General features: G+C 63.0%; 12 protein-coding genes. 6 read left to right on the top strand and 6 right to left on the bottom strand.

Going from position 1 to position 16,816, the window contains the following annotated elements:
• Nucleotides 1-103: 103 nt before the first annotated feature.
• On the top strand, nt 104-1,078 hold the full coding sequence (gene cysB / locus K4A76_RS14555; RefSeq protein WP_009683851.1) for an HTH-type transcriptional regulator CysB: 975 nt from the start codon (nt 104-106) through the stop codon (nt 1,076-1,078).
• A gap of 52 nt (nt 1,079-1,130) precedes the next feature.
• On the opposite strand, the gene K4A76_RS14550 is transcribed toward cysB, so the two are convergent.
• From K4A76_RS14550 to rloA, 5 genes are all read right to left on the bottom strand, one after another.
• Entirely contained in the window at nt 1,131-1,865 is a 735-nt protein-coding gene (locus tag K4A76_RS14550) for a phosphoadenylyl-sulfate reductase (protein ID WP_009683852.1), read from the bottom strand.
• A gap of 86 nt (nt 1,866-1,951) precedes the next feature.
• The gene (gene pabB / locus K4A76_RS14545; protein ID WP_274410554.1) at nt 1,952-3,295 is read right to left on the bottom strand and encodes an aminodeoxychorismate synthase component I; all 1,344 of its coding nucleotides are present in this window, start codon (nt 3,293-3,295) and stop codon (nt 1,952-1,954) included.
• A 169-nt stretch (nt 3,296-3,464) separates the two neighbouring features.
• The gene (locus K4A76_RS14540) at nt 3,465-4,445 is read right to left on the bottom strand and encodes an alpha-L-glutamate ligase-like protein (protein WP_009683854.1); all 981 of its coding nucleotides are present in this window, start codon (nt 4,443-4,445) and stop codon (nt 3,465-3,467) included.
• Nucleotides 4,445-5,980 (bottom strand): osmotic stress tolerance membrane protein RloB, encoded by a 1,536-nt coding sequence (gene rloB, locus K4A76_RS14535; RefSeq protein WP_029884945.1) that lies wholly within the window; start codon nt 5,978-5,980, stop codon nt 4,445-4,447. The genes K4A76_RS14540 and rloB overlap by 1 nt, the downstream gene beginning before the upstream one ends.
• Nucleotides 5,981-5,985: 5 nt before the next feature.
• Nucleotides 5,986-6,522, bottom strand: a complete 537-nt coding sequence (rloA, locus tag K4A76_RS14530) for a retropepsin-like aspartic peptidase RloA (protein WP_029884944.1) — start codon at nt 6,520-6,522, stop codon at nt 5,986-5,988.
• A gap of 307 nt (nt 6,523-6,829) precedes the next feature.
• On the opposite strand from rloA, the gene K4A76_RS14525 reads away from it, so the two are divergent.
• The 5 genes from K4A76_RS14525 (at nt 6,830) to prpF (ending at nt 13,744) form a co-directional block, all read left to right on the top strand.
• Nucleotides 6,830-7,546: a GntR family transcriptional regulator gene (locus K4A76_RS14525; protein ID WP_009683857.1), complete on the top strand. Its 717-nt coding sequence runs from the start codon at nt 6,830-6,832 to the stop codon at nt 7,544-7,546.
• Nucleotides 7,543-8,433 carry a methylisocitrate lyase gene (gene prpB, locus K4A76_RS14520; RefSeq protein ID WP_029884943.1) on the top strand — a complete coding sequence of 297 codons (891 nt, stop codon included), beginning with the start codon at nt 7,543-7,545 and terminating at the stop codon, nt 8,431-8,433. The genes K4A76_RS14525 and prpB overlap by 4 nt, the downstream gene beginning before the upstream one ends.
• Nucleotides 8,434-8,548: 115 nt before the next feature.
• Entirely contained in the window at nt 8,549-9,676 is a 1,128-nt protein-coding gene (gene prpC, locus K4A76_RS14515) for a bifunctional 2-methylcitrate synthase/citrate synthase (protein ID WP_173890032.1), read from the top strand.
• Nucleotides 9,677-9,800: 124 nt separating this feature from the next.
• Nucleotides 9,801-12,389, top strand: a complete 2,589-nt coding sequence (acnD, locus tag K4A76_RS14510; protein ID WP_274410552.1) for a Fe/S-dependent 2-methylisocitrate dehydratase AcnD — start codon at nt 9,801-9,803, stop codon at nt 12,387-12,389.
• A gap of 164 nt (nt 12,390-12,553) precedes the next feature.
• The gene (gene prpF, locus K4A76_RS14505; protein WP_110679601.1) at nt 12,554-13,744 is read left to right on the top strand and encodes a 2-methylaconitate cis-trans isomerase PrpF; all 1,191 of its coding nucleotides are present in this window, start codon (nt 12,554-12,556) and stop codon (nt 13,742-13,744) included.
• A 253-nt stretch (nt 13,745-13,997) separates the two neighbouring features.
• Here the strand turns inward: prpF and acnB are convergent, their stop codons facing one another.
• Nucleotides 13,998-16,607, bottom strand: a complete 2,610-nt coding sequence (acnB, locus tag K4A76_RS14500; protein WP_029888008.1) for a bifunctional aconitate hydratase 2/2-methylisocitrate dehydratase — start codon at nt 16,605-16,607, stop codon at nt 13,998-14,000.
• Nucleotides 16,608-16,816: the final 209 nt, after the last annotated feature.

Raw genomic sequence — 16,816 nt, 5'->3', positions numbered from 1 at the left:
GCATGTAACAAAATTGTTCTAGATTTATTTCCGGAACCACTAATATAGTTATATATCGTCGCTGCTTGCTGCCGCTGACTCATCGCTGAACCGAGGGAAATCTATGAAGCTTCAACAACTGCGCTACATCTGGGAAGTGGCGCATCATGACCTCAATGTCTCCGCGACGGCGCAGAGCCTGTATACCTCCCAGCCGGGTATCAGCAAGCAGATCCGCCTGCTGGAAGACGAGTTGGGTGTTGAAGTATTCGCGCGCAGTGGCAAACACCTGACCCGCGTTACCCCGGCCGGTGAGCGCATCATCAATACCGCGGGCGAAATCCTGCGCAAGGTCGAGAGCATCAAGCAGATCGCCCAGGAGTTCTCCAACGAGAAAAAGGGCACGCTGTCCATCGCCACCACCCATACCCAGGCGCGCTACGCGTTGCCCCCGGTGATCAGCAGCTTCATCAAGCAATACCCGGAAGTGTCCCTGCACATGCACCAGGGCTCGCCGATGCAGATTGCCGAAATGGCCGCAGACGGCACGGTCGACTTTGCCATTGCCACCGAGGCACTGGAGCTGTTCGGCGACCTGGTCATGATGCCTTGCTACAAGTGGAACCGTTGCGTGGTCGTGCCGCAAGGTCACCCACTGGCCAAGCTGCCCAAGCTGACGTTGGAGGCCGTAGCCGAATACCCGATCGTGACCTATGTGTTCGGTTTCACCGGGCGCTCCAAGCTGGATGAGGCCTTCAACCACCGCGGCCTTACGCCGAAGGTAGTGTTCACTGCCGCCGACGCCGACGTGATCAAGACCTATGTGCGCCTGGGGCTGGGCGTGGGCATCGTTGCCGGCATGGCAGTGGACGCCAAGCTCGACAGCGACCTGGTGGCACTCGATGCCAGCGAGCTGTTCGAGGCCAGCATCACCAAGATCGGTTTCCGCCGTGGCACCTTCCTGCGCGGCTTCATGTGTGACTTCATCGAGAAGTTCGCGCCGCACCTGACCCGCGAAGTGATGGCCAAGGCAATCCAGTGCCACAACAAGCAGGAGCTGGAAGCGCTGTTCGAAGGGGTCGAGCTGCCGGTGCACTGAAACGCGAACAGCGGGGGCTTTGCGCCCCCGGTTCTACAGCGGCGTTAGGGTTTCAAGCCTTGCTGATCAGGTTGCCAGCGTGCAACCCGCACTCCTTCTGGGTGGACTCTTCCCACCACCAACGCCCTTCACGTTCATGCTGGTTCGGCAGCACCGGGCGCGTGCAGGGCTCGCAGCCGATGCTGATGAAGCCACGTTCATGCAGGCTGTTGTACGGCAGCTCCAGCATGCGGATATAACCCCACACTTCTGCGCTGCTCATCTGCGCCAGCGGGTTGAACTTGTACAGCGTGCGCTCGGGCGTGGAGAAGGCGCTGTCGATTTCCAGCGCTGCCACCTGGCTGCGAGTGCCAGGGCTCTGGTCACGGCGCTGGCCAGTGGCCCAGGCGCTGACGGTTGCCAGCTTGCGCCGCAATGGCTCGATCTTGCGAATGCCGCAGCACTCGCCATGGCCGTCCTTGTAGAAACTGAACAGGCCCTTTTCCTTGACGAATGGGTCAAGCTGGGCGCGGTCCGGGCTGAGGATTTCGATCGGCAGGCCATACTGCTCGCGCACCTGGTCGATGAACCGGTACGTTTCCGGGTGCAGGCGGCCTGTGTCGAGGCTGAATACCTTGACCTGCTTGTTAAGCTTCCAGGCCATGTCGACCAGCACCACGTCCTCGGCGCCGCTGAAGGAAACCCACAGGTCGTCGCCGAAGTGCTCGAAGGCAAGCTTGAGGATGTCTTGCGGGGATTTGTTGGCATAGGTCGCGGCCAGGGCGGCGACGTCGAAGGGTTGGCTCATCAGGCGGTTTCCATCTTGGCTGTGGCGCTGTGCGCTCGTAGTGGGGGTGATGGTAACAAAAAAACAGGGTCTGGACGGGCTGGCGCTCACAGGCCTTGCAGTGTCTGCAGCAATACCCGCACCTTCGCAATCGACTCTTCGTACTCGGCCTGCCATTCGGAGTCGGCCACCACTGCGCCGCCACCCCAGCAACTGACCTGGCCATCCTTGACCAGCAGGCTGCGAATGGCGATCGAGCTGTCCATTTCGCCGCGCACGTCCACATACAGCAGGGAGCCGCAGTACAGTGCCCGCCGCGTGGGCTCCAGCTCGTCGATGATCTGCATGGCGCGGATCTTCGGCGCGCCGGTAATCGAGCCGCCAGGGAAGCTGTCGGCGATCAGGTCCAGGGCGTCCTTGCCGCTGGCCAAGCGGCCGGTAATGCTACTGACCAGGTGGTGCACGTTGGGGTAGCTCTCCAGGCTGAACAGTTCCGGTACCTTTACCGAGCCCACCTCGCAGGTACGCCCCAGGTCATTGCGCAGCAGGTCGACGATCATCAGGTTTTCCGAGCGGTCCTTGGGGCTGTGCAACAGCGCCTCGGCATTGCGCCGGTCTTCGCTCGGGTCGCTGGCGCGTGGGCGCGTGCCCTTGATCGGGCGGGTTTCAACCTGGCGTTGGCTGACACGAATGAAGCGCTCGGGTGAAAAGCTGAGCAGGGCGCTGCCGTCGGCCAACTGCTGATAGCCCGAAAAGGGCGTCGGGCAGGCCTGGCGCAGTGCCTTGTAGGCCTGCCACGGGTCGCCCTTGCACGGCGCGCGAAAGCGCTGGGTGAGGTTGATCTGGTAGCAGTCACCGGCCTGGATATAGCGCTGCACCTGGTCGAAGGCGGCCTGGTACTGCGCAGGCTGCAAGTCGCCGGCCATGGGTGCGAACAGCTGAAAGTCGCCATCGGGCGTGTGCTCGCTGCTGGCGAAGAAGCTGATCAGGCGTTCGCGCTCGTGCTGCGCCAGGCTTGGGTGAAACACCAGCTGGCTGGTGCCGTACTGGTGGTCGCTGACCAGCGCCCAGGCATACAGGCCCAGTTGCGCGTCGGGCAGGCCGAGGTCATCCACGGCGTTGCTTGGCAGGTGTTCAAGGCGGCGGCCGAAGTCATAGCTCAGGTAGCCGATCAGGCCGCCGGCGAAAGGCAGTTCTACGCCGCTGGGCAAATCGGCGCTGCCCAGGCGCGCCAGGCCCTCGCGCAGGCGGGCGAGAAAGGCGCGGCCATCCTCTGCGGGTTCGGCTTGCAGTTGTTGCAGCGGCCAGGCACTGAGCAGATCGAAGCGCCCGCGCTCGGCACCAGGGCGGGCGCTGTCGAGCAGGATGGCGCCGGGCGCCTGGCGCAGGCGGGCGAAATAGGCGGCTGGGTCGGGTTGGTAGGGCAGGGGGTGGAGCGTACAGGTCGGCATCAGTATGGACGGCGATGTAAAAGCGAGGAGGGCGATTGTAGACCTGTGCGGGAGCAGCGCCTAGCACTGGGCGCGACATTCAACCCTGTGTTTGGCGCCTGGGGCTGGCTGCGACGCAAGGCCGCTGCCACAGGAGCACCTGCCCCTTGTGGCAGCCGCCTCGGCGATGTCAGCCCGGGTGTACGTGCCCGAACAAGCCCTGCGACACCTTCACCCGCTGTTCGACGTCCTCCGTCAGGCCGTCCTTGGCCAGCGCTTCGATGTGCGCTTCGATGGCATGGGTGCGCTGGGTCAGCCCGCAGTCGTTGGCGATCTGGATGTTCAGCCCTGGGCGGGCGTTGAGCTCCAGAATCAGCGGGCCTTTGTCCTGGTCCAGGACCATGTCCACGCCGATATAGCCCAGCCCGCACAGCTCGTAGCACCCGGCTGCCAGCTTCATGAAGCCGTCCCAGTTCGGCAGTTGCACGCCGTCCACCGCGTTGGTGGTGTCCGGGTGCTTGCTGATGATGTTGTTCAGCCAGGTGCCGCGCAGGGTCACGCCGGTAGCCAGGTCGACGCCTACGCCGATGGCGCCCTGGTGCAGGTTGGCCTTGCCGCCGGACTGCCGGGTGGGCAGGCGCAGCATGGCCATGACCGGGTAGCCCATCAGCACGATGATGCGGATGTCGGGCACGCCTTCATAGCTGATGCTCTTGAAGATCTGGTCAGGTGTGACCCGGTATTCGATCAGTGCCCGGTCACGGTGCCCGCCCAGCGAGTACAGGCCGGTGAGGATGCTCGAGACCTGGTGCTCGATTTCCTCGTGGCTCATGATCTTGCCGGAAACGGTGCGGTAGCGGTCCTCGAAGCGGTCGGCGATCACCAGGATGCCGTCACCGCCGGCACCTTGCGCCGGCTTGATGACGAAGTCGTTGCGGCCGCCGATGATTTCGTGAAGCTTGTCGATCTGCTTCTCGGTCTCGATGACACCGTACATTTCCGGCACGTGGATACCTGCCGCGAGGGCGCGCTCCTTGGTGATGATCTTGTCGTCGACAATCGGGTACAGGCTGCGCTTGTTGTACTTCAGCACATAGTCTGCGTTACGCCGATTGATGCCCATGATGCCCCGGGCCTCCAGGGCTTTCCACGTCTTGATCAGGCCAAACATCACACGTCTGCCTTTTTCACGAATGCCTTGAAGCGCATCAGCTCGGTCAGACGGTAGCCGCGATAACGGCCCATCGCCAGCATGAAGCCGACCAGGATCAGCAGCACGGCCGGGAAGGTGAACACGAAGTACACCAGCTCTGGCACCATCATCAGCAGGTGTGCCAGCGATGCGGCAAACAGGGTGCCGATGGCCACTTTCATGGCATGGCCGCCGCCACGCTCTTCCCAGGTGATCGACAGGCGTTCGATGGTCATGGTCAGGATCACCATCGGGAACAGGGCCACCGACAGCCCGCGTTCAAGGCCCAGCTTGTGGCTGAACAGGCTGATCGCCGCAATCAGCACCACGACGAAGGTCAGCACCACGGACAGGCGCGGCAGCATCTGCAGTTTCAGGTGTTCCAGGTACGAACGCAGTGACAAGCCCAGTGCCGTGATGACCGTGAACAACACGATACCGAAGCCCAGCTGGGTTTCGCGGAATGCCAGGGCGATCAGCACAGGGGTGAAGGTACCCAGGGTCTGGATACCGATCAGGTTGCGCAGCACCAGGATCACCAGCACACCAATTGGGATCATGACCATGATCATGAAGGTCTGCTGGGTTTGCAGGGGCAGGCCGTACAGCGAATATTCGAGGAAGTCGGCGTCGGTGTTCTCGTCAGTCAGCTTGGCCAGGCGAATGGCGTTCATTTCACTGTTGTTCATGCTGAACGTGACGTTGGCCTTCTTGCCGCCATCGACGGTAATCAGGTTGTCGTCACCGGTCCACCACAGCAGGCGGTCGCTGGGCAGGCCTTGTTCGCCCGTGTCCGGGTTGAAGTACAGCCAGTCGTTGCCGTTGTAGCTGCGCAGCCACAGCTCGGGGGTTTGCGGGGTGTCGGCCACCAGGCGGATGGTGTGCACCTTTTCCATCGGTACGTGGGCAATCGACAGCAGCAGGTCGATCACCTGGGCCTTTTTCATCGGTGAAGTATCGCCGGCCAGCAGCAGTTTGACGTTGTCATCGTTGAGGTTGTTGACCCGCTTGATGGTTTCGCTGACGAACGTCTCGACGTCGGCCGAATGCTGGCGGATAGGCGCCATCAGCGCCTCGGCGGCGATTTTTTCGGGGCCGTCGATAGCCAGGCTGTCACGGAAGGTCGGGCCTTTTACCGCGGTTTTTTCGTTGCTGTAGCGCTTGGTCAGCACCAGGCGGTAGTACAGCGTCTGGTTGCCGCTGGCGCGACGGGCCGACCAGGTGACCTTGCGGTTGCCATCGGCACGGTTGACGCTGACCCCGTAGTTGTTGGAGATGAAGCTCTCGTTGAGGCTGACGTAGTCGCGGTTCAGTGGCGGCACGAACATCTGCACCTTGACCGGGTCCTTGGTGCTGGCCACGAACTCGACCTTGGCGTCGATGTTCCACAGGTCGTCGGTTTCATCCTCGGTCACCGGGATGCCGAGGAAGAAGATCTGATAAGCCGTGACTGCCACGCCCAACAACACCAGTACGGTGATCAGGACTTTCAGATGGAGGGTAAGAGAGCGCATCGGGATTACTCTGCTTTGGGAGCGTCGGTGGCACAGGCAGGTTTGCCGGCCGCGTATTTAAGGCTTGGGTCGACCAGCGCGTCGAAGTGCTTGAGCGCCTCGGAGCCGATCAGCAGCGGGAACTGGAAGGCGCTGCGGTCGGTGAGGTTGACTTCGATGGTGCGCAAGGCCTGGCCCATGCAGATTTCGAGTTCGATGACCGGGCGGGCGGTGTAGGCCTTGCCCGATTCAGCATCATAGTCGCCCGCTCGGCGCTTGATTTTGCTGACGCGGGCCAGGGGCCGTTCGATCGGGTGCGAGTGGGCGGCATCGATGGCCAGGTAGAAGCGCACCCAGCTTTCGCCGTTGCGCTTGAAGCGCTTGATGTCGCGGGCGCTGAGCGAGGCAGTTTTGGCGCCGGTGTCGAGTTTGGCCGCCACTTCCAGGTCCAGGTCGCCCAGGCGTGCGTATTCGTTGAGACCGTACACGGTCTTGCCGGCCGCCTGGCCAATGGCCGGCAGCAGGGTGAGGCAAAGCAGCAATAAAACGGGTGTGAGTCTCATAATCCTGGCGCGATGCAGTGCAAGGTTCTAGGCAAGGTTCAGGTCAAGGTGACTGGCAACTACTGCGCAAGCTTCCTCGTTCATCTGTCAACAAGCATGACTGCATGACAGACAGGCTATCCATACCCCATCGGAGGCGCGGCATTCTATCACGACGACGTATTGACGCCAGCGGTGCGCGATCTGACAGCGCTTGGCTTGCCTAAGTTCGTTCTTATACGATTGTCGACAATATTGAATTTGTCTTTGACTTGAGTGGCATCGATGGTTAACTTCTGGCGAAGAGATTTCCCAAGGTGTCGACAATATGCAAGACCTTTCCACCCCTGGCCCGATGCTGGCAGACGAATCGGAAACCTTGTCGGAAAACGTCTTCCGGCGTATTCAGGCGGCCATCGTCAAAGGGGAAATTGCCCCTGGCAGCAAGATCTCCGAGCCAGAGCTGGCACGCACCTATGGCATCAGCCGCGGGCCGCTGCGCGAGGCCATCCACCGCCTGGAAGGCCAGCGCCTGCTGGTGCGGGTGCCCCATGTAGGCGCACGGGTGGTATCGCTCAACCATGCCGAACTGATCGAGCTGTACGAGATTCGTGAGTCCCTGGAAGGCATGGCCTGCCGCCTGGCCGCTGAACGCATGAGCCAGGCCGATATCGACGAGCTGCGCCGGGTGCTCGATACCCATGAGCGGGATGCCGCGTTCCAGGCTGGCCTGGGTTACTACCAGCAGGAGGGTGACTACGACTTCCATTACCGCATCATCCAGGGCAGCGGTAACCAGACGTTGGTCAAGATGCTGTGTGGCGAGCTGTACCAGCTGGTGCGCATGTACCGTATCCAGTTCTCGGCCACGCCCAACCGGCCACGCCAGGCCTTTGCCGAACACCATCGCATTCTCGATGCTATCGCCGAACGTGACGGCGAACTGGCCGAACTTCTGATGCGCCGTCACATCGGTGCGTCCAAGCGCAATATCGAGCGTCACTATCTGGACGCCCACAACAATAACCCACGAGGTGAGAAATGACTGTGAACAGCACACCCGGTCAGCGTTTTCGCGATGCCGTCGCCGCTGAACACCCCCTGCAGGTGGTTGGCGCCATCAATGCCAACCATGCCTTGCTGGCCAAGCGCGCCGGTTTCAAGGCCATCTACCTGTCCGGTGGCGGCGTGGCAGCAGGTTCCCTGGGCCTGCCGGACCTGGGCATCACTGGCCTGGACGATGTGCTCACCGACGTGCGCCGTATCACCGATGTGTGCGACCTGCCGCTGCTGGTGGATGTCGATACAGGCTTCGGTGCCTCGGCTTTCAACGTGGCGCGCACCGTGCGCTCGATGAGCAAGTTCGGTGCGGCGGCGATCCATATCGAGGATCAGGTCGGGGCCAAGCGTTGCGGCCACCGGCCGAACAAGGAAATCGTCAGCCAGCAGGAAATGGTCGACCGTATCAAGGCAGCCGTCGACGCCCGCAGCGACGACAGCTTCGTGATCATGGCGCGTACCGACGCCTTGGCCGTCGAAGGCTTGAACGCTGCCCTGGACCGTGCCGCAGCGTGCATCGAGGCGGGTGCCGACATGATCTTCCCGGAAGCGATCACCGAGCTGCAGATGTACAAGACCTTCGCTGACCGGGTGAAGGCACCGATTCTGGCCAACATCACCGAGTTTGGCGCCACTCCGCTGTACACCACCGAAGAGCTGGCTGCGGTCGATGTTTCGCTGGTGCTGTATCCGCTGTCGGCGTTCCGCGCCATGAACAAGGCAGCCGAGAATGTGTACACCGCGCTGCGCCGCGACGGCACGCAGAAGAACGTGATCGACACCATGCAGACGCGCATGGAGCTTTACGATGCCATTGGCTACCACGCCTTCGAGCAGAGCCTCGACGCGTTGTTTGCCCAGAAGAAGGGCTGAGCCAGTGACAACACCAGCCCCGCATGGCAGCGGGGTTGCCCGCGAAAGGGCGGGTACAGGCAAGCCCGATTAGCCAGCCAGATTTCCATAACAAGTTCAAGAAAGGAGAAACACCATGGCCGAAGCAAAAGTACTCAGTGGCGCAGGCCTGCGCGGCCAGGTGGCCGGCCAGACTGCGCTTTCCACCGTGGGCCAGGCCGGTGCCGGTCTGACCTACCGCGGTTACGATGTGCGTGACCTGGCCGCTGGTGCCGAATTCGAAGAGGTCGCCTACCTGCTGCTGTACGGCGAGCTGCCCTCCCAGGCTGAACTGGCCGACTACAAGCACAAGCTCAAGGGCATGCGTGACCTGCCACCGGCACTCAAGGAAGTGCTCGAGCGCATTCCCCGCGACGCCCACCCCATGGACGTGATGCGCACCGGTTGTTCGGTGCTCGGTACCCTCGAGCCCGAGCTCACCTTCGAAGCCCAGCGCGACAAGACCGACCGGCTGTTGGCCCTGTTCCCGGCGGTGATGTGCTACTGGTACCGCTTCACCCACCATGGCGTGCGCATCGACTGCAGCAGCGACGAAGACACCCTGGGCGGCCACTTCCTGCACCTGCTGCACGGCAAGAAGCCCAGCGAGCTGCACGTCAAGGTCATGAACGTGTCGCTGATCCTCTACGCCGAGCACGAGTTCAACGCCTCGACCTTCACGGCCCGGGTGTGCGCTTCGACGCTGTCCGACCTGTATTCCTGCGTTACCGCAGCCATCGGCACGCTGCGCGGCCCGCTGCACGGGGGGGCCAACGAGGCTGCCATGGAGCTGATAGAGCGCTTCCAGAGCCCGCAGGAAGCCACTGCCGAGCTGCTGCGCATGCTCGAGCGCAAAGACAAGATCATGGGCTTCGGGCATGCCATCTACAAAGAGTCCGACCCGCGCAACGAGGTGATCAAGGGTTGGTCGAAGCAATTGGCCGATGAGGTGGGCGACAAGGTGCTGTACCCGGTTTCCGAAGCCATCGACAAGACCATGTGGGAGCAGAAACGCCTGTTCCCCAATGCCGACTTCTACCATGCCTCGGCTTACCACTTCATGGGTATTCCGACCAAGCTGTTCACCCCGATCTTCGTCTGTTCGCGCCTGACTGGCTGGGCGGCGCACGTGTTCGAGCAGCGCGCCAACAACCGCATCATCCGCCCGAGCGCCGAGTATGTCGGCGTCGAGCAGCGCCAGTTCGTGCCGATCGAGCAGCGCTGAGGCATGGATCGCCAATGCTGCTGCGCAGCCCAATCGCGACACAAGGCCGCTCCCACAGGGACTGCGCAGCGCCCCCATTGGCCAGATCTGTATACCGAGTACCGTGACCGAGCCTGATAACGATATGAATACTGCATACCGCAAGCCTCTGCCAGGCACCGACCTGGACTACTTCGATGCGCGCGCGGCCGTCGAGGCGATCAAGCCCGGCGCCTACGACGGCCTGCCGTACACCTCGCGCGTTCTCGCCGAAAACCTGGTGCGTCGCTGCGACCCGGCCACCCTCGACGCCTCGCTGAGCCAACTGATCGAGCGCAAGCGCGACCTCGATTTCCCGTGGTTCCCGGCGCGCGTGGTGTGCCATGACATCCTCGGCCAGACCGCGCTGGTCGACCTCGCCGGCCTGCGTGACGCCATCGCCGACAAGGGCGGCGACCCGGCCCAGGTCAACCCGGTGGTGCCGGTACAACTGATCGTCGACCACTCGCTGGCTGTCGAGTGCGGCGGCTATGACCCGCAAGCGTTCGACAAGAACCGCGCCATCGAAGACCGACGTAACGAGGACCGCTTCCACTTCATCAACTGGACCAAGAAAGCGTTCAAGAATGTCGACGTGATCCAGCCGGGTAATGGCATCATGCACCAGATCAACCTGGAGAAGATGTCGCCGGTGGTGCACTGCGACCATGGCATCGCCTACCCGGATACCTGCGTGGGCACTGACAGCCACACCCCGCACGTCGATGCCCTGGGCGTGATCGCCATTGGCGTGGGTGGCCTGGAAGCGGAAAACGTGATGCTTGGCCGAGCATCGTGGATGCGCCTGCCGGAAATCGTCGGCGTCGAGTTGACCGGCAAGCTGGCGCCGAACCTCACCGCCACCGACCTGGTGCTGGCCCTGACCGAGTTCCTGCGCAAGCAGAAAGTGGTCGGCGCCTACCTGGAGTTCCACGGTGAAGGTGCGCGCGCCCTGACCCTGGGGGACCGCGCGACCATCTCCAACATGGCCCCGGAGTACGGCGCTACGGCGGCCATGTTCGCCATCGACCAGCAGACCATCGATTACCTGCGCCTGACCGGCCGTGAAGAACAGCAGGTCAAACGGGTGGAAACCTATGCCAAGGTCGCCGGCCTCTGGGCCGACAGCCTGGCCGGCGCGGTATACGAGCGTACCCTGAGCTTCAACTTGTCGAGCGTGGTACGCAACATGGCGGGCCCGTCCAACCCGCATGCCCGCGTGGCCACCAGCGAGCTGGCGGCCAAAGGCATTGCCGGCAGCTGGCAGCAAGTGCCAGGGCAGATGCCTGATGGTGCGGTGATCATTGCCGCCATCACCAGCTGTACCAATACCAGCAACCCGCGCAACGTGATCGCCGCAGGCCTGATTGCGCGCAACGCCAACAGGCTGGGCCTTACCCGCAAGCCGTGGGTCAAGTCATCGCTGGCCCCGGGCTCCAAGGCGGTGCAGCTGTACCTGGAAGAGGCTGGCCTGGAGAAAGAACTGGAGCAACTGGGCTTTGGCATCGTCGCCTTCGCCTGTACGACCTGCAACGGCATGTCTGGCGCCCTGGACCCGGTGATCCAGCAGGAAATCATCGACCGTGACCTGTACGCCACCGCCGTTCTGTCGGGCAACCGCAACTTCGACGGGCGTATCCACCCGTATGCCAAGCAAGCCTTCCTGGCCTCGCCACCCTTGGTGGTCGCCTATGCGATTGCGGGCACCATTCGCTTCGACATCGAGAAGGACGTGCTGGGCGTGGTCGATGGCCAGGAAATCCGCCTCAAGGACATCTGGCCCAGTGACGAAGAGATCGACGCCGTGGTGCGTGCGGCGGTCAAGCCGGAGCAGTTCCGCAAGGTGTACATCCCGATGTTCGCCATCGAGGAAGACCGCGGGCCGAAAGTGGCACCGTTGTATGAATGGCGGCCAATGAGCACCTATATTCGCCGGCCGCCGTACTGGGAAGGCGCCTTGGCCGGTGAGCGTACCCTGCGTGGCATGCGCCCACTGGCGGTGCTGCCGGACAACATCACCACCGACCACCTGTCGCCATCCAACGCGATCATGCTCGACAGTGCTGCGGGCGAGTACCTGGCGAAAATGGGCCTGCCAGAAGAAGACTTCAACTCTTACGCGACCCACCGCGGTGACCACCTGACCGCCCAGCGCGCGACCTTTGCCAACCCCAAGCTGTTCAACGAGATGGTGCGCAACGCAGACGGCAGCGTGAAGCAAGGCTCGCTGGCGCGAATCGAACCGGAAGGCAGGGTGACCCGCATGTGGGAGGCGATCGAGACCTACATGCAGCGCAAGCAGCCGCTGATTATCGTGGCCGGTGCCGACTACGGCCAGGGCTCATCGCGTGACTGGGCGGCCAAGGGCGTGCGCCTGGCCGGTGTCGAGGCCATTGTCGCAGAAGGTTTCGAGCGCATTCACCGCACCAACCTGGTAGGCATGGGCGTGCTGCCGCTGGAGTTCAAACCCGGCACCGACCGCAAGACCTTGGGGCTGGACGGTAGCGAAACCTATGACGTGCTGGGTGCGCGTACGCCGCGCGCTACGCTGACCCTGGTGATTACCCGGGCCAGCGGCGAGCGCATCGATGTGCCGGTGACCTGCCGCCTGGACACGGCCGAGGAAGTGTCGATCTACGAAGCGGGCGGGGTGCTGCAGCGCTTCGCCCAGGACTTCCTCGAAGCTACCGCCTAACCCTAAGAGCAGGGGCCGCGTTGCGGCCCATCGCCGGCGAGCCAGCGCCCACAGGAGTCGCGCAATCTCGATGGCAGCACGGTCCCTGTGGGAGCTGGGTTGCCGGCGATGGGCAGCAAAGCAATCCCGAGGGTCTCATGCCCATCAGACAGGACAGCAAAGCAATGGCTCACGTACCGCAAACAAGAATACCCGCCACCTACATCCGTGGTGGCACCAGCAAAGGCGTGTTCTTCCGCCTGCAAGACCTGCCCGAGCCGGCGCAGGTCCCAGGCCCTGCCCGCGACGCGCTATTGCTGCGGGTCATCGGCAGCCCCGACCCTTACGGCAAGCAGATCGACGGCATGGGCGGCGCGACCTCCAGCACCAGCAAGACCGTCATCCTGTCGCCCAGCATCAAGCCGGGCCATGATGTCGATTACCTGTTCGGCCAGGTCAGCATCGACAAGGCCTTTGTCGACTGGAGCGGCAACTGCGGCAACCTGTCTGCTGCGGTCGGGTCCTTCGCCATCAGTAGCGGCCTGGTCGACAGCGCGCGCATTCCACGCAGCGGCGTGGCCACCGTGCGTATCTGGCAGGCGAACATCGGCAAGACCATCATTGCCCACGTGCCGGTCACTGAAGGCGAGGTGCAGGAAACCGGAGACTTCGAGCTGGATGGGGTAACGTTCCCGGCAGCGGAAGTGCAGTTGGAGTTCCTTGACCCGGCTGCGGACGAGGACGGTGCCGGCGGTGCCATGTTCCCGACCGGCAACCTGGTCGACGACCTTGAGGTGCCGGGTGTCGGCACCTTCAAGGCCACCTTGATCAATGCCGGCATCCCGACCATTTTCATCAATGCTGCCGATATCGGCTACACCGGCACGGAGTTGCAGGACGCCATCAACGGTGACCCGCAAGCGCTGCTGCGCTTCGAGGCCATCCGTGCCCATGGCGCCGTGCGTATGGGCCTGATCGACCATGTCGACCAGGCTGCCGGGCGTCAGCACACACCGAAAGTGGCCTTCGTCGCACCACCCAGCACCTACACGGCGTCCAGTGGCAAGGCGGTAATGGCAAGCGAGATCGACCTGTTGGTACGGGCCTTGTCGATGGGCAAACTGCACCATGCCATGATGGGCACCGCGGCGGTGGCGATCGGTACGGCGGCGGCCATTCCCGGTACGCTGGTCAACCTGGCCGCGGGCGGGGGCGAGCGCAGCGCTGTGCGTTTCGGCCATCCCTCGGGCACGCTGCGGGTCGGCGCCGAAGCCCGCCAGGTAAACGGCGAGTGGACAGTGACCAAGGCAATCATGAGCCGCAGTGCTCGGGTGCTGATGGAGGGCTGGGTTCGCGTGCCTGGCGACAGCTTCTAACCCACCCCTGGCGCTCGGCCTCAAGCGGGGCCGCTGCGCGGCCCTATCGCTGGCAAGCCAGCTCCCACAGGGATCGCATCAGGGCTGATAGGTGTTTGTCAGAAGATATGCAGCGGCTACCCTTGCCAGAAACCATAGAATCTCCCAAAGGGAGCTGGCTTGCCAGCGATAGGGCCGGTGAGGAACAAAAAAGCCCCGGCATTTCTGCCAGGGCTTCTTCTTGTAGCTTGCAGCTTACAACTTGCCGCTCAGCTTACGCCTGTACCACCGGAATCTTGGCGTTGGCAGCCGCTTCGCGGAACTCGGCGATCTGGTCGAAGCTCAGGTAGCGGTAGACGTCGGCAGCCATGCTGTCGATGTCTTTGGCGTACTGCATGTACTCTTCGACGGTCGGCAGCTTGCCGATGATCGAAGCCACGGCAGCCAGCTCGGCCGACGCCAGGTACACGTTGGTGGCGTCGCCCAGGCGGTTCGGGAAGTTACGGGTCGAGGTGGAGACCACGGTCGAACCGGTCTGCACACGTGCCTGGTTACCCATGCACAGCGAGCAGCCTGGCATTTCCATGCGTGCACCGGCCTTGCCGTAGATGCCGTAGTAGCCTTCCTCGGTCAGCTGGTGTGCGTCCATCTTGGTTGGCGGGGCCAGCCACAGACGGGTCGGAATACCGCCCTTGACCTTCTCCAGCAGCTTGCCGGCAGCGCGGAAGTGGCCGATGTTGGTCATGCACGAACCGATGAACACTTCGTCGATTTTCTCGCCCTGAACCGAGGACAGCAGGCGCGCGTCGTCCGGGTCGTTCGGCGCGCAGAGCACAGGCTCTTTGACGTCGGCCAGGTCGATCTCGATGATTTCGGCGTACTCGGCATCGGCGTCGGCCGACAGCAGCTCAGGCTTGGCCAGCCAGGCTTCCATGGCCTGGGCGCGGCGCTCGAGGGTACGGGCGTCGCCGTAACCTTCGCCGATCATCCAACGCAGCAGGGTGATGTTGGACTTCAGGTACTCGGCGATGGCCTTTTCTGGCAGCTTGATGGTGCAGCCGGCAGCCGAGCGCTCGGCCGAAGCATCGGACAGCTCGAAGGCTTGTTCGACAGTCAGTTCGTCCAGGCCTTCGATTTCCAGGATGCGGCCGGAGAAGGCGTTTTTCTTGCCTTTTTTCTCGACGGTCAGCAGGCCTTGCTTGATGGCGTAGTAAGGGATGGCATGGACCAGGTCACGCAGGGTGATACCAGGCTGCAGTTTGCCCTTGAAGCGCACGAGGATCGACTCTGGCATGTCCAGCGGCATGACGCCGGTGGCCGCGGCGAACGCGACCAGGCCGGAACCGGCCGGGAACGAGATGCCGATCGGGAAGCGGGTGTGCGAGTCGCCGCCAGTACCCACGGTGTCGGGCATCAGCATGCGGTTCAGCCAGCTGTGGATGATGCCGTCGCCTGGGCGCAGCGACACGCCGCCACGGGTGCGGATGAAGTCTGGCAGGGTGTGGTGGGTGGTGACGTCGATCGGCTTCGGATAAGCCGCGGTGTGGCAGAACGACTGCATCACCAGGTCAGCGGAGAAGCCCAGGCAAGCCAGGTCTTTCAGCTCGTCACGGGTCATCGGGCCGGTGGTGTCCTGGGAGCCGACGGTGGTCATCTTCGGTTCGCAGTAGGCACCTGGGCGCACGCCCTGGCCTTCAGGCAGGCCGCACGCACGGCCGACCATTTTCTGCGCCAGGGTGAAGCCCTTGCCGCTGTCGGCTGGCTGCTCCGGTTTCTTGAACAGCTCCGATGGGCCTTGGCCCAGCTCGGCACGGGCTTTTTCGGTCAGGCCACGGCCGACGATCAGCGGGATACGGCCGCCTGCGCGCACTTCATCCAGCAGCACTTCGGTTTTCAGGGCGAAGGTGGTGACCAGCTCGTCGCTGCCATGGCGGCGCACTTCACCTTTGAACGGGTAGACGTCGATCACGTCGCCCATGGCCAGGTTGGTGCAGTCGAACTCGATCGGCAGGGCGCCGGCGTCTTCCATGGTGTTGTAGAAGATCGGGGCGATCTTGGTGCCGAAGCAGAAACCACCGGCGCGTTTGTTCGGCACGTACGGGATGTCGTCGCCGAAGAACCACAGCACCGAGTTGGTGGCGGATTTACGCGAGGAACCGGTACCGACCACGTCACCGACATAGGCAACCGGGTAGCCTTGGGCCTTGACCGCTTCGATCTGGGCGAGTGGGCCTACCGAACCCGGCTGCTGCGGCTCGATGCCGTCACGGGCCATTTTCAGCATGGCCAGGGCGTGCAGCGGGATGTCAGGGCGCGACCAGGCATCGGGTGCAGGGGACAGGTCGTCGGTGTTGGTCTCGCCAGGCACCTTGAACACGCTCAGGGTGTACTTGTCGGCGATGGCCGGGCGCGAGGTGAACCACTCGCCGGCAGCCCAGGACTCCAGCACGGCCTTGGCGTTGGCGTTGCCAGCCTTGGCTTTTTCGGCCACATCGTGGAAGGCATCGAACATCAGCAAGGTGTGCTTGAGCTGTTCGGCCGCGACGGCGCCCAGTTCGGCGTCATCCAGCAGCGCGACCAGCGTTTCGATGTTGTAGCCGCCCTGCATGGTGCCCAGCAGTTCGGTGGCGTGCTTGCGGTCGATCAGTGGCGATTGGGTTTCGCCCTTGGCGACAGCAGAGAGGAAAGCAGCCTTGACATAGGCAGCTTCGTCGACCCCTGGCGGTACACGGTGGGTGATCAGTTCTACGAGGAAGGCTTCTTCGCCGGCCGGCGGGTTTTTCAGCAGCTCGACCAGGCCTGCGGTTTGTTCGGCGTTCAGCGGCTGGGGCACGATGCCCAGGGCGGCGCGCTCTTCGATGTGTTTGCGGTAGGCTTCAAGCACAGTTATTTCCCTCATCAGTGGTCCCTAAAGGGGGTCCGGGACGCTCATCCAGCATTCAATGCACCCATGCGCCGCCACGGCTTTTTGAGCCGCCCGGCCAGGGTCGCAAAGAATCCTTACGGAAGCTGCTTTCAAAGTTTTACGCCTGCAGAACGGGGTGCTGATGAGGGCTGGCGCGGGCATGCGAGGGATGCATGGCCCGGGCCAAC

It is taken from the genome of Pseudomonas sp. NEEL19, from assembly GCF_028751975.1.
GTDB lineage: Bacteria > Pseudomonadota > Gammaproteobacteria > Pseudomonadales > Pseudomonadaceae > Aquipseudomonas > Aquipseudomonas juntendi.
The sequence above is the reverse complement of the archived record's forward strand: the minus strand, read 5'-3'. Positions and strand labels throughout refer to the sequence as shown.

Coding starts and splice junctions, on each gene's coding strand:
- cysB (WP_009683851.1), top strand. CDS start 104: ATGAAGCTTCAACAACTGCGCTACATCTGGGAAGTGGCGCATCATGAC.
- K4A76_RS14550 (WP_009683852.1), bottom strand. CDS start 1,865: ATGAGCCAACCCTTCGACGTCGCCGCCCTGGCCGCGACCTATGCCAAC.
- pabB (WP_274410554.1), bottom strand. CDS start 3,295: ATGCCGACCTGTACGCTCCACCCCCTGCCCTACCAACCCGACCCAGCC.
- K4A76_RS14540 (WP_009683854.1), bottom strand. CDS start 4,445: ATGTTTGGCCTGATCAAGACGTGGAAAGCCCTGGAGGCCCGGGGCATC.
- rloB (WP_029884945.1), bottom strand. CDS start 5,980: ATGCGCTCTCTTACCCTCCATCTGAAAGTCCTGATCACCGTACTGGTG.
- rloA (WP_029884944.1), bottom strand. CDS start 6,522: ATGAGACTCACACCCGTTTTATTGCTGCTTTGCCTCACCCTGCTGCCG.
- K4A76_RS14525 (WP_009683857.1), top strand. CDS start 6,830: ATGCAAGACCTTTCCACCCCTGGCCCGATGCTGGCAGACGAATCGGAA.
- prpB (WP_029884943.1), top strand. CDS start 7,543: ATGACTGTGAACAGCACACCCGGTCAGCGTTTTCGCGATGCCGTCGCC.
- prpC (WP_173890032.1), top strand. CDS start 8,549: ATGGCCGAAGCAAAAGTACTCAGTGGCGCAGGCCTGCGCGGCCAGGTG.
- acnD (WP_274410552.1), top strand. CDS start 9,801: ATGAATACTGCATACCGCAAGCCTCTGCCAGGCACCGACCTGGACTAC.
- prpF (WP_110679601.1), top strand. CDS start 12,554: ATGGCTCACGTACCGCAAACAAGAATACCCGCCACCTACATCCGTGGT.